Raw genomic sequence first — 11998 nt, forward strand, 5'->3', positions numbered from 1 at the left:
CGGCGGACGATGCTGATGAAGGCGCCCTCGATGCATCCGTCGACTACTGACCCATGGACAAGGAAAGGCTTAAGTTCCTCGGGCTGTGGTGATGTTGGCCAGTTGGGATTCCCCCACTGGCGGCCAATTAGCGGGGGAGCTATCTGGCCGCCGTTGGTGACATTCGGTGATCGTGGAGCGAGGAGTCGGTTGGGTGGTCACAAGGTGCGTAGGAAGTCTTCGAGCGCCCTATTGAAGACGTTCGGGCGTTCCATGTTGGGGTAGTGGGCGGTTCCGTCGATCGATGTCGCGTGGCCGTTGGTGACGGTGTTGGTGAGGCGTTCGGCCATGCCGAGGTGGTCGGGTGAGTCGATGGTGCCGTTGATGGCCAGCACGGGTACGTCGATCTTGGCGGCACGGTTCCAGGTGTCGCGGACGGGGATGCGCGGGTCGGGTTCGTCGGGGGTGTGCTTGGACAGGGTGCTGCGTGTCATCTCGCGCAGTCGGCTGACGACTTCCGGGTCGAGATCGTCGAGGGTGCGGTGCGGGCCTGCGGCGAAGAGTGTGAACTCCTCGACGGCGGCGTCCAGGTCGCCGGCGGACATCGCCGACTGCCACGCGGTCCAGGTTTGAGTGGTCCAGGGGTCGGTGAAGTACGGTTCGCTGGTCCCGGAGCCGCTGACGACCACCGCACTGACCAGTTCCGGATGCTCCAGCGCGGTGTCGACCGCGATGCTTCCCCCCATGGAGACGCCCACCAGGATGGCGGGGCCGGTGCCCAAATGTCGTAGCAGCGCGGCGAGGACGTCGGTGTGCCGGAACGGTTCGGTGGCGTTGGCGGACCGGCCGTGGCCTCGGGCATCGGGCGCGATAATGCGGTACCGCGCGGCGAGGGCGGGGATCTGGTCATTCCACATGCGGTGGTCCAGGAAGCCACCGTGCAGCAGGACGAGGGGGCGGCCAGTGCCGGTATCGAGCCAGAACAGATCATTCATGACAATCAAGGTGTCATTCCTGTAGGAAAATGGCAACCAGGGTGTCATCCTTATGGGATGAATGAGACAGATCGTGGCCTGGCATCCGAAGAACTCACTGAACGACTCACCGAGGTGTTCGACTTGGTGGGCCCGCTGTACCGGCGTACCCAGCGCAAGGTGGAGCAGGACGTGTCCGTCGAAGGACTGTCGGTAGGGGTGCGGGCCGTACTCAATCTGCTCCATGAACATGGCCCCATGACCGTCCCTCAGATGGCACGGGCGCAGACACTCAGCCGCCAGTTCGTCCAGCGTATGGTCAACGACGCGACCACACGAGGTCTGGTCGAACCTGCCCCCAACCCGGCCCACAAAAGGTCCCCCCTCATCCGGCTGGCCGAACAGGGTCGGACCGCTATCACCGCCGTGCTCGACCGCGAACGCGCAGTGCTGCGCCAAGTCGGCGGTGACCTCACCGACACCGAGGTCGACGCCTGCCTTCGGGTCCTCTCCCGCCTCCTCGAACTCATGGGCAACGGCGACGTCGACTGAGCCAGGCCGCAGGAGATCGCCCGATTGCTCGCAGGGAGTGACAAAGTAACTGGCCGTACGTGGGGAATCCCAACTGGCCGCCGTCACTGTGGCGGGATATGGAGAAAGACAATCCATTGCCCTGATCCATGGGAGAACTCCTCAATGTCAAGGAGATTCGGAGGAGGGTATAGGTGGTGCTCCAGGGCGCTCTGATAGCGACGCAGCGTGCGTCCGTCGAGGGGTACGGGGCAAATGCTGTGAATCAGTTCTCCCGAAGGAATTTTCTTTCCTCGCATGCCCACCACGACGATGCCGCCGTGCTCGGCGTTTGCAAACCTTGCTACTGCCTGGGCAATTGAGATCTTTCCGTGCTGTGTATCGAGGTCATAATGTGCACGCTTTACGTCGAGCCATGAGCCTTCTGGTTGGCCGATCAGAACATCGGCCCGCCCCGCACGGAGCGGCTCGATGGTCGTCTCGCGGGTAAGTTCCCCGCTCTCGGCGGCTTCAACATCGCGATACGGGCGACAGGTGTTCTCGAACTGAAGTTCCTCTTGGGTCTTGTCGAAGCGGATGGTTCGCGGCAACGGAGGGCCTCCCAGGGGTGTCGACGGGGGCGATCGTTTGGCGCGGGGTCGCGCATCCCGTCGCTGCGCGGCCCCTGTTCGCCGCTGCGGTCTTCAGATGATGCCTGGAGGTCAGCCCCTGTCGCAGGTCTATCGCGATCAGCGCGAACCAACGACAAAGAGCGGGAACCAGTGAGACTGGTTCCCGCTCTTCATCCTTGGCATCTGCGCTGGTCAACCGCAACATCGTGCCGGTTGAGGCGAGGCTCCGGCAGGATTCGAACCTGCGCACACGGCTCCGGAGGCCGTTTCGCTTTTTTAGTGACGAGTAGTCGATCGAGCGGAAAGGTGTCAGCGGCTTGGCGGGAGGCGCTCTGGTCGGTATTTGTTCAGGGTGGCTGTACGTCTGGCAGAACTCACCTCCGGGTTTCCCCTTGTGTCGGCGAGGCGTTGGGTGCGCGATGCGTTCGAGTGCAGTTCGCCGACGGCAGACCAATTCGTGCTTGATTTGACTGGATATTTTCGCCAGAGATATGTCAACCTTGATCATGTCGGTGCGAGGGCCTGCTGAGGGGCCTCGGGAAACAGTCGAAACCTGTGGCCCAGTGATCTGCCAAGGTGCTCGGCGCACCCGAACTCTTCTCTCTCGTGAGACGCCGGCCATGTGACTCAACCACGAACGGCAAGTCGGGCTTCGTCGCTCCTTGTACCACGCAATCCCCGGTTCGCGAAACCGGGAATCTTCCGGAGCCTTGTAGGTGTCCTTCGGTGCTGAAGCCGGATGGGCGCCTTGTTCCGTTGGAAACGCACCCCTATTTCGAGGAGTCTCCCCTGTGGCTGCTGTTGTTGATGAAAGGTTCCTGCTGTCGGATCGGCAGCGAGACGACTTGCTGAATCGGATCGGTCAATGCCCGCGGAACGGCCGCCCACTGCGCGCCTTCCTGTCGTCCGTAGCCCTGGCGGCACTGAGGCCGCATGAGGCATTGGCTCTGCGGGTGCGTGACGCGAATCTGCCCAACCAAGGCCCGGGCGAGCTGATGGTTCTTCCTGGCCGTCTCAGGAGCGGGGACGAAGCCGTGGAGGGCGTTGGTGTTGTGCGGGTGGTTCCGGCAAGCCCGGAATTGGTGGAGATTCTGAAGGCGGAAGTCGCCCGGCGTGGCCTAGGTCCGGTGGACCTGATGTTCACCCGCGATGACGGTCGACCGTTGCCCGGGGCCGTCTACCGCAAGGCATGGCGCAGCGCGCGGGAAGCCGTCCTGGAGCCCCACGAGTTCAGCTCGCCTCTGGGCAGAAGGGTCTCCGACCTCCGAGACACCTGTATTGCAACCTGGCTGAGCGGGCACCGCACCGCTTGGGATATCTCCAACCTGGCTGATCGGACCGGCATCAGCGTTTCTGCACTCGCCCGCCGCTTCCCGCACTGCTTTCAGCCGCCCGCGTCGGCCGAAGCTTCCAACGCCCTTATTGAAGCCGCCTTCTGCACAGCCGGCCCGGAGCGCGCACCGACGCACGCTGCCCGATAGCCGCAACGCGCATTCGATCAGCGGCCGGATCACAGATCTCGTCACTTTCTCAGCAACTGCCGCGGGTGGGAGAACCTCGCCGTTCCCCGCCCGCGGTCGGCCACTCGCTTCACTCACACAGGACTCCCCATGCCCACACACCCACTTCCCGCCCCCTTCGTCGCTGTCGGCGCGGCGTTCCTGAATGTGAAAGACGCGGCCGAATACCTCGGCCTCTCGCCACATACGCTCTACGTCTGGCGGCACCGGCGCCAAGGGCCGCCGAGCTTCCGTATGGGGCCACGGGGCCGCGTCATGTACCGCCGGGAAACCCTGGACGCCTGGATCCATGAACAAGAACTGGCCGACTCCCGCTGCAATACGGAACTGAGCCCCCTCAACGCCCCGCGTCACTACCGATCCGGCAGCTCAGCGGTCGCCTGACCTGATCGGTCGCCCCCCGTTTCCGTTCGAAGGAGAGATTTGCCCGGCTACATCGAAGATCGCTGGTTGAAGAAGCGCCCCAGCCGGGAGACCGGCAGGCGTGAGCGCACCGCCATGTACGGAAAGTGCACCCGCTACCGGGTGAAGGGGATCCCGGGTGTCAAGGACCGTTCGTTCGACGCGCTGAACGATGCCAAGACCTGGCTCGCGACAGCCCAGACCGACGTGCGGCGCCAGGAATTCGTCGACCCGCGGGACGGCGACCTGCCTGTCAAGGACTACATCAGCGTGCACTGGTGGCCTACCCAGAGCGGGGACCCGTCCACGATCGAACGCATCGAACAGCGGGTGCGGCGCCACATCCTTCCGCACCTCGGAGCGCTCCCCCTGAACGCCGTGGGCACCGACGTCCTCCGAAGCTGGAAGAAGCGGCTGGAACAGGACCTCGGGCCCACCTCCATCCGCCTCGTCTGGGCCACGCTGTCCAGCGTGCTCCAGGCCGCCGTCGAGGACCGCAGGCTCGCACGCAACCCGTGCCGCGCTAAAACCGTCCGCCCGCCCGCCGCTGCTCCGGGCAGGCTGGAGGCATGGCCGCAGGAACACGTACGGACAGTCCGCGCCGCCCTCCCGGACCGCTACCGGATCCTCGTGGAGATCGGCGCCGGTCTCGGCCTGCGCCAGGGCGAGGCGTTCGGACTCAGCCTGGACGACTTCGACTTCGACGAGGGCGTCGTCCACATCCGCCGCCAGATCAAGATGGTCCGGGCGAGCCTGTGCTTCGCGCTCCCCAAAGGCCGCAAGGTCCGCGACGTGGCACTGCCCTCCAGCGTTGGCGAAGCAGCACGACGGTACGCGACCGCGTTCCCGTCCGTGCCGGTCACCATGGCCTGGGACGACCCCCGCCCACCGGAGACACCGGTGGAGGCCAAGCACCGCCGCCCCGGACGTACAACCTGCTCGTGACCGGCCGCGAGCGCAAGGCGATCAACCGGAACTACTTCAACTCCTACATCTGGAAACCCGCACTCACCAAGGCCGGCGTAATCGGCGGCCTGGAGCAGCGCGCCGACGGACAGCGCGTCTGGGAACCCTCCCGCGAACACGGCTTCCACGCGCTGCGCCACTTCTACGCCTCGGAGCAGCTGGAGGCCGGTGAGTCGGTCGTCTCACTCGCCCAGTGGCTGGGACACTCCGACCCGGGGTTCACTCTGAGGAAGTACGCGCACTTCCTGCCCCGGGCGGGCGCCCGCGGCACCGCCGCCATCGACGCCCTGTTCGGCTAACCGAGATTGCGGCCCGGGAGTGTTCCCGGGCCCAAAGTCCCAGAGAAGTCCCACAGACGCCGCCGCACCCCCATCAGACCTTTGTTTTGGCAGGTCAGACGGGGTGCGGCGGCGCTCGTATGTCAGATGTCCCGGAACGTCTCGATCTGGGCGCCCACGGAGTTGAGGCGCTCCGCCAGTTCCTCGTAGCCGCGGTTGATGACGTACACGTTCCGCAGGACGGACGTGCCCTCCGCGGCCATCATCGCCAGCAGGACGACCACCGCCGGGCGCAGCGCGGGCGGGCACATCATCTCGGCGGCGCGCCAGCGGGTCGGGCCCTCCACCAGGACGCGGTGCGGGTCCAGGAGCTGGAGGCGGCCGCCGAGCCGGTTGAGGTCGGTGAGGTAGATCGCGCGGTTGTCGTAGACCCAGTCGTGGATGAGGGTCTTGCCCTGCGCGGTCGCGGCGATGGCCGCGAAGAAGGGCACGTTGTCGATGTTCAGGCCGGGGAAGGGCATCGGGTGGATCTTGTCGATCGGCGCCTCCAGTTTGGAGGGGCGGACCGTGAGGTCGATCAGCCGGGTGCGCGCGTTGTCGGCGACGTACTCGGCGGAGCGGTCGTGGTCGAGTCCCATCTCCTCCAGGACCGCCAGCTCGATCTCCAGGAACTCGATGGGCACCCGGCGGATCGTCAGCTCCGACTCGGTGACGACGGCCGCGGCCAGCAGGCTCATCGCCTCGACCGGGTCCTCGGAGGGGGAGTAGTCCACATCCACGTCGATGGTGGGGACGCCGTGCACGGTCAGGGTGGTGGTGCCGACGCCGTCGACCCGTACGCCGAGCGCCTCCAGGAAGAAGCACAGGTCCTGGACCATGTAGTTGGAGGACGCGTTGCGGATGACCGTGGTGCCGGCGTGCCGGGCGGCGGCCAGCAGCGCGTTCTCGGTCACGGTGTCGCCGCGCTCGGTCAGGACGATCGGCCGGTCGAGCTCGGTGCGGCTCTCGACCTCCGCGTGGTAGAGCCCTTCGGTCGCGGTGATGTCCAGGCCGAACCGGCGCAGGGCGATCATGTGCGGCTCGATGGTGCGGGTGCCGAGGTCGCAGCCGCCCGCGTAGGGCAGCTTGAAGTGGTCCATCCGGTGCAGCAGCGGACCGAGGAACATGATGATGGAGCGGGTGCGGCGGGCGGCGTCCGCGTCGATGGCCCCCATGTCGAGCTCGGCGGGCGGCACGATCTCCAGGTCGACACCGTCGTTGATCCAGCGGGTGCGCACACCGATGGAGTTGAGGACCTCCAGCAGCCGGAAGACCTCCTCGATACGGGCGACCCGGCGCAGGACCGTACGGCCCTTGTTGAGGAGGGTCGCGCACAGCAGCGCGACGCAGGCGTTCTTGCTCGTCTTGACGTCGATGGAACCGGACAGCCGGCGTCCACCGACCACACGCAGATGCATGGGGCCCGCGTAGCCGAGGGACACGATCTCGCTGTCGAGAGCCTCACCGATGCGGGCGATCATCTCAAGGCTGATGTTCTGGTTTCCGCGCTCGATGCGGTTGACGGCGCTCTGACTTGTGCCGAGCGCCTCGGCGAGCTGGGACTGGGTCCAGCCACGATGCTGCCGGGCGTCACGGATGAGCTTGCCGATGCGTACGAGGTAGTCGTCTGCCATGTGCCGCAGGCTATCTCAGATATGAGATGACGTTATCGCCAGGGTGCGCCATTGGAGTTGCCGAATCCCTCGGATGGACCCACCGTTGTCGCCCGGTCGGCGGTCTGCTTCCGATCCTGCGGGACCCGGCCCGGCGGGGCAACCGCGCCTGCTCCGTCCGGGCGCGAACCGCCTGTTGGGCCCAGTGGGGGAGTCGGGGCCGTCGCCTCCCCGGGCACCGGCCCCGCACCTCGCCCGTCCGGTCGAGTGGTCAGCCCAGGACCGGAGTGGTCTGCGCATGGGTGATCCGCCATCCGGTACCGGGCGTTCCGCTCTTCTCCAGGACATAGGTGAGCGAACCGGTCGTCGTATGCACCTGTACGTCGTCGCCTGTCACGGTCGCCGGGTCCCGCTCGTCGCTCACATGCTTGACGCAGGCGACCACCGCCACATCCGCGCGGACGAACCGGATGTGCAGCACGTCGACCGTGGTGAGGATCTTGGCCAGCGGCGAGGCGACGGCCACGCGCATGACCTTCTCCATGGAGTCCCGGCCCAGCAGCCGGCGTCCGACGAAGTTCACGATCGACACGTCCGGGGTGTGCAGCGCGATGAGCCGCTCGACATCGTTCTGGTGCTCGCCGGCGTCCGCGATCAGCCGCTGGATGGCATCGATGTCGGCCACCCGCTCCCCGCTCGCCACGCCGACCCCGGTCACCTCGGGTGCCGTGGAACCGGTGCCCGGTCCGTCGCCCGTGGTCGTCCCCTGCGGTGTGCTGGTCATGGTGCCGCTCCCCGTCATGTCGGTGGGCCGTCCGGCCGGTTGCCCGCGAACGCCCTGCGGAGCGAATTGCTCCGGTTGGATGGGGACTCTAATCGCGGAGCGTTTCGCTCCGCAAGAGGTCCGGGGAATCCCGCCCGCTTTGCCCGCCCGCACGGCGATTACGATGCGTCGCTATGACGCCACCCGAACGACGGGGCCCCCGCCAGGCGGAGGCCGAGCGCAACGACCGCGCGCTGCTGCGGGCCGCTCGTGAGGTGCTGGCCACCGAGGGCGCGCACGCCTCGGTGGCCGCGATCGCCGCGCGCGCCGGGGTCGGCATCGGCAGCCTCTACCGCCGCTACCGCACCAAGGAGGAGCTGTTCCAGCGGCTGAGCGTGCTCTCCGTCGAGCACTGGATCGCCGCCGCCGAACAGGGCCTGACCGACCCCGACGCCTGGTCCGGACTGGCCGGGTTCCTCACCGCGTGCGTCGAGTTCGGCCAGGGTTCGCTCGGCCCGATCGCCGGGACCATCGAGGTCACCGACCGGATGCGGAAGGCGAGCGACCGCTCGGACCGGCTCCTGGACGAGCTCGTGGACCGCGCCCACCGGGCCGGAGTGCTGCGCACCGACGTCACCCCGGTCGACATCGCGCTGCTCATCGAGCAGCTCGGGACCTCCCCGGTGCTGGACCAGCTCCGCAAGCAGGGCCGTGACGATCTGGTGCCCGAGGCCGAGGCGGCCCGGCGGCGGCTCGTCGCCCTCGCGCTGGACGGTCTGCGCGCACCGGGCGCGGGTCGGCTGCCCGGCACGCCCCCCTCGCTCCGGCTGTTCACGGAGCGCTGGTCCCGCGACTGACCCGGCCCCGATGCCGGCCTGGGCCGGTGCCTGTGACCCGCTCCCGTTGTCCGCGACCCGGCCCCGTGACTGTGACCCGCTGCCGTGTTCGTGCCCCGCTCCCGGGTCCGTGACCTGGCCCCGCGACGGTGGCTGCGGTCCGCGACCGACCGGGGTCCACCCCGCCGACTGCCTCCGGTGACCGGCCCCGCCCACCCGGCGACCGGTCCTGCCCACCCGGCGACCGATCCGGCACCGCCCCGGACCGATCCGGCCCCACCGGCGACCGATCTCGTCCCGTCGGTGACCGATTCTCTTCCGGTGGCCGGTCCGGGACCTCCCGTGCCGCCGCGGACCGGCGATCGCCCCCCCGCCCGTGGTCAACGCGTATGGGGCGGCCGGGTCGTGGGGGGCGGGAGCGCGGGAAGGGGCGGCGGGTCCGGGGCATGGGGGACGGCGCGGTGAGCCAGGACACCGGGTCCGGGCATGACCGCGCCGCCGCGATGTACTAGAGTTATCTCGACATCGAGATATCTGCCGAGGCGTACCGCAGCCGCCCACCCCGGTTAGGTCTACCTAACTTAGCCTTACCTTAGCGGATCGGCGAGGGGGCGTGGCGGCAGGATTGCGATGGCGGTAGTACGCGCACTGATGAAGGAGACTGTCGTGTCGGCGAACAGCTTCGACGCCCGCGCCACACTGAGTGTGGGCGACGAGTCGTACGAGATCTTCAAGCTGGACAAGGTCGAGGGCTCCGCGCGCCTTCCCTACAGCCTGAAGGTGCTGCTGGAGAACCTGCTCCGTACCGAGGACGGCGCGAACATCACCGCCGACCACATCCGGGCCCTCGGTGGCTGGGACTCGCAGGCGCAGCCCAGCCAGGAGATCCAGTTCACCCCGGCCCGTGTGATCATGCAGGACTTCACCGGTGTGCCCTGTGTCGTGGACCTCGCCACCATGCGTGAGGCCGTGAAGGAGCTGGGCGGCGATCCGGCGAAGATCAACCCGCTGGCCCCGGCCGAGCTGGTCATCGATCACTCCGTCATCGCCGACAAGTTCGGCACCAACACCGCCTTCGCGCAGAACGTCGAGCTGGAGTACGGCCGCAACCGCGAGCGGTACCAGTTCCTGCGCTGGGGCCAGACCGCGTTCGACGAGTTCAAGGTCGTCCCGCCGGGCACCGGCATCGTCCACCAGGTGAACATCGAGCACCTGGCCCGCACGATCATGGTCCGAGGCGGCCAGGCGTACCCCGACACCCTCGTCGGCACCGACTCGCACACCACCATGGTCAACGGCCTCGGTGTGCTGGGCTGGGGCGTCGGCGGTATCGAGGCCGAGGCCGCGATGCTGGGCCAGCCGGTCTCGATGCTCATCCCGCGCGTCGTCGGCTTCAAGCTGACCGGTGAGCTCACCCCCGGCACCACCGCCACCGACCTGGTGCTGACCATCACCGAGATGCTCCGCAAGCACGGTGTCGTCGGCAAGTTCGTGGAGTTCTACGGCGAGGGCGTCGCCGCGACCTCGCTCGCCAACCGCGCCACCATCGGCAACATGTCGCCGGAGTTCGGCTCCACCGCCGCGATCTTCCCGATCGACGGCGAGACGCTGAAGTACCTGCGCCTGACCGGCCGCAGCGAGCAGCAGGTCGCGCTCGTCGAGGCGTACGCCAAGGCGCAGGGCCTGTGGCTGGACCCGGCCGCCGAGCCCGACTTCTCCGAGAAGCTGGAGCTGGACCTCTCGACGGTCGTCCCGTCGATCGCCGGTCCCAAGCGCCCGCAGGACCGGATCGTCCTCGCCAACGCCGCCCAGCAGTTCGCGCTGGACGTCCGCAACTACGTGTCCGACGACGAGGAGGCGGGCAAGGAGTCCTTCCCCGCGTCCGACGCCCCGGCCTCCTCCAACGGCGTGCCGTCGAACCCGACCACGGTCACCGCGCCCGACGGGTCCACCTACGAGATCGACCACGGCGCCGTCACCGTCGCCGCGATCACCTCGTGCACCAACACCTCGAACCCGTACGTCATGGTCGCCGCCGCGCTGGTGGCCAAGAAGGCGGTCGAGAAGGGCCTCACCCGCAAGCCGTGGGTCAAGACGACCCTCGCGCCGGGTTCCAAGGTCGTCACCGACTACTTCGACAAGGCGGGGCTCACCCCCTACCTCGACAAGGTCGGCTTCAACCTCGTCGGCTACGGCTGCACCACCTGCATCGGCAACTCCGGCCCGCTGCCGGAAGAGGTCTCCAAGGCCGTCAACGACCACGACCTCGCGGTCACCTCGGTGCTCTCCGGCAACCGCAACTTCGAGGGCCGGATCAACCCCGACGTCAAGATGAACTACCTGGCGTCCCCGCCGCTGGTCGTCGCCTACGCCCTCGCGGGCTCCATGAAGGTCGACATCACCCGTGACGCCCTGGGCATCGACCAGGACGGCAAGCCGGTCTACCTCCAGGACATCTGGCCCACCGAGGCCGAGGTGAACGACGTCGTCGCCAACTCCATCGGCGAGGACATGTTCAACAAGTCCTACAGCGACGTCTTCGCGGGCGACGCCCAGTGGCAGTCCCTGCCGATCCCGACCGGCAACACCTTCGAGTGGGACACCGAGTCCACCTACGTCCGCAAGCCCCCGTACTTCGAGGGCATGACGATGGAGACCACCCCGGTCTCCGACATCACCGGCGCCCGGGTGCTGGCCAAGCTGGGCGACTCGGTCACCACCGACCACATCTCCCCGGCCGGTGCCATCAAGGCCGACACCCCCGCCGGCAAGTACCTCACGGAGCACGGCGTCGAGCGCCGCGACTTCAACAGCTACGGCTCCCGCCGCGGCAACCACGAGGTCATGATCCGGGGCACGTTCGCCAACATCCGGCTGCGCAACCAGATCGCGCCGGGCACCGAGGGCGGCTACACCCGCGACTTCACCCAGGCCGCCGAGTCCGCCGACGCGCCCGTGTCGTTCATCTACGACGCGTCCCGCAACTACATCGAGCAGGGCACCCCGCTCGTCGTCCTCGCGGGCAAGGAGTACGGCTCCGGCTCGTCCCGTGACTGGGCCGCCAAGGGCACCGCGCTGCTCGGCGTCAAGGCCGTCATCGCCGAGTCCTACGAGCGCATCCACCGCTCGAACCTCATCGGCATGGGCGTCCTCCCGCTCCAGTTCCCCGAGGGCGCCACGGCCGAGTCGCTCGGCCTGACCGGCGAGGAGACCTTCTCCTTCACCGGCGTCACTGTGCTGAACGACGGCTCCACCCCCCGCACCGTGAAGGTCACCACCGACACGGGCGTGGACTTCGACGCGGTCGTCCGCATCGACACCCCGGGTGAGGCCGACTACTACCGCAACGGCGGCATCATGCAGTACGTGCTGCGCTCGCTGATCCGCAAGTAGCCGGCGGCGGGCCCCGGCCCGCGTCAGGACACCGAGGAGGGCCGCTCCCCCTGAACGGGGGCGGCCCTCCTTTCCGTGCGGCCCCGGCCGCCA

General features: G+C 67.8%; 11 protein-coding genes. 7 read left to right on the top strand and 4 right to left on the bottom strand.

Features of this window, described 5'->3' with window-relative positions; all coding sequences use genetic code 11:
• Positions 1-197: 197 nt before the first annotated feature.
• A complete protein-coding gene (locus AB852_RS18285; RefSeq protein WP_079184736.1) occupies positions 198-974 on the bottom strand; it encodes an alpha/beta fold hydrolase in 777 nt (258 codons plus the stop codon).
• A 57-nt stretch (positions 975-1031) separates the two neighbouring features.
• Between AB852_RS18285 and AB852_RS18290 the strand changes: the two genes are divergently transcribed.
• Positions 1032-1505, top strand: coding sequence for a MarR family winged helix-turn-helix transcriptional regulator (locus AB852_RS18290; RefSeq protein ID WP_073789635.1), 474 nt, complete (start codon positions 1032-1034; stop codon positions 1503-1505).
• Positions 1506-1588: 83 nt separating this feature from the next.
• Here AB852_RS18290 and AB852_RS39265 read toward each other — a convergent pair whose 3' ends face one another.
• Positions 1589-2074 (bottom strand): ATP-binding protein, encoded by a 486-nt coding sequence (locus AB852_RS39265; protein ID WP_143201251.1) that lies wholly within the window; start codon positions 2072-2074, stop codon positions 1589-1591.
• An 812-nt stretch (positions 2075-2886) separates the two neighbouring features.
• Here AB852_RS39265 and AB852_RS39270 point away from each other — a divergent pair.
• The 4 genes from AB852_RS39270 (at position 2887) to AB852_RS40855 (ending at position 5282) form a co-directional block, all read left to right on the top strand.
• Complete coding sequence (locus AB852_RS39270) at positions 2887-3576, top strand: hypothetical protein (RefSeq protein ID WP_143201252.1); 690 nt, start codon at positions 2887-2889, stop codon at positions 3574-3576.
• 129 nt (positions 3577-3705) lie between these two features.
• Entirely contained in the window at positions 3706-3999 is a 294-nt protein-coding gene (locus AB852_RS18295; RefSeq protein ID WP_073789638.1) for a helix-turn-helix transcriptional regulator, read from the top strand.
• Between the two features lie 66 nt (positions 4000-4065).
• Entirely contained in the window at positions 4066-4962 is an 897-nt protein-coding gene (locus AB852_RS18300) for a tyrosine-type recombinase/integrase (protein WP_245876821.1), read from the top strand.
• Positions 4959-5282: a site-specific integrase gene (locus tag AB852_RS40855; protein WP_245876822.1), complete on the top strand. Its 324-nt coding sequence runs from the start codon at positions 4959-4961 to the stop codon at positions 5280-5282. The genes AB852_RS18300 and AB852_RS40855 overlap by 4 nt, the downstream gene beginning before the upstream one ends.
• A gap of 122 nt (positions 5283-5404) precedes the next feature.
• Here the strand turns inward: AB852_RS40855 and AB852_RS18305 are convergent, their stop codons facing one another.
• Together AB852_RS18305 and AB852_RS18310 are read right to left on the bottom strand one after the other, a co-directional pair.
• Complete coding sequence (locus tag AB852_RS18305) at positions 5405-6934, bottom strand: helix-turn-helix domain-containing protein (protein ID WP_073789641.1); 1530 nt, start codon at positions 6932-6934, stop codon at positions 5405-5407.
• A 250-nt stretch (positions 6935-7184) separates the two neighbouring features.
• Positions 7185-7697 (bottom strand): SgcJ/EcaC family oxidoreductase, encoded by a 513-nt coding sequence (locus AB852_RS18310; RefSeq protein WP_079184737.1) that lies wholly within the window; start codon positions 7695-7697, stop codon positions 7185-7187.
• Positions 7698-7870: 173 nt separating this feature from the next.
• Here AB852_RS18310 and AB852_RS18315 point away from each other — a divergent pair, with 173 nt between their 5' ends.
• Together AB852_RS18315 and acnA are read left to right on the top strand one after the other, a co-directional pair.
• On the top strand, positions 7871-8533 hold the full coding sequence (locus tag AB852_RS18315) for a TetR/AcrR family transcriptional regulator (protein ID WP_073789643.1): 663 nt from the start codon (positions 7871-7873) through the stop codon (positions 8531-8533).
• A gap of 645 nt (positions 8534-9178) precedes the next feature.
• Positions 9179-11905: an aconitate hydratase AcnA gene (gene acnA / locus AB852_RS18320; protein WP_073790427.1), complete on the top strand. Its 2727-nt coding sequence runs from the start codon at positions 9179-9181 to the stop codon at positions 11903-11905.
• The last annotated feature ends 93 nt before the right edge of the window (positions 11906-11998 follow it).

Origin of the sequence: Streptomyces uncialis, assembly GCF_001905345.1 — a bacterium.
In the GTDB taxonomy this organism is placed as follows: Bacteria; Actinomycetota; Actinomycetes; order Streptomycetales; family Streptomycetaceae; genus Streptomyces; species Streptomyces uncialis.

Excerpts from the sequence above, each read along its gene's own strand:
- AB852_RS18305 (WP_073789641.1), bottom strand. The coding sequence starts at position 6,934 with ATGGCAGACGACTACCTCGTACGCATCGGCAAGCTCATCCGTGACGCC.
- AB852_RS18315 (WP_073789643.1), top strand. The coding sequence starts at position 7,871 with ATGACGCCACCCGAACGACGGGGCCCCCGCCAGGCGGAGGCCGAGCGC.
- AB852_RS18285 (WP_079184736.1), bottom strand. The coding sequence starts at position 974 with ATGAATGATCTGTTCTGGCTCGATACCGGCACTGGCCGCCCCCTCGTC.
- AB852_RS18290 (WP_073789635.1), top strand. The coding sequence starts at position 1,032 with ATGAATGAGACAGATCGTGGCCTGGCATCCGAAGAACTCACTGAACGA.
- AB852_RS18295 (WP_073789638.1), top strand. The coding sequence starts at position 3,706 with ATGCCCACACACCCACTTCCCGCCCCCTTCGTCGCTGTCGGCGCGGCG.
- AB852_RS18310 (WP_079184737.1), bottom strand. The coding sequence starts at position 7,697 with ATGACCAGCACACCGCAGGGGACGACCACGGGCGACGGACCGGGCACC.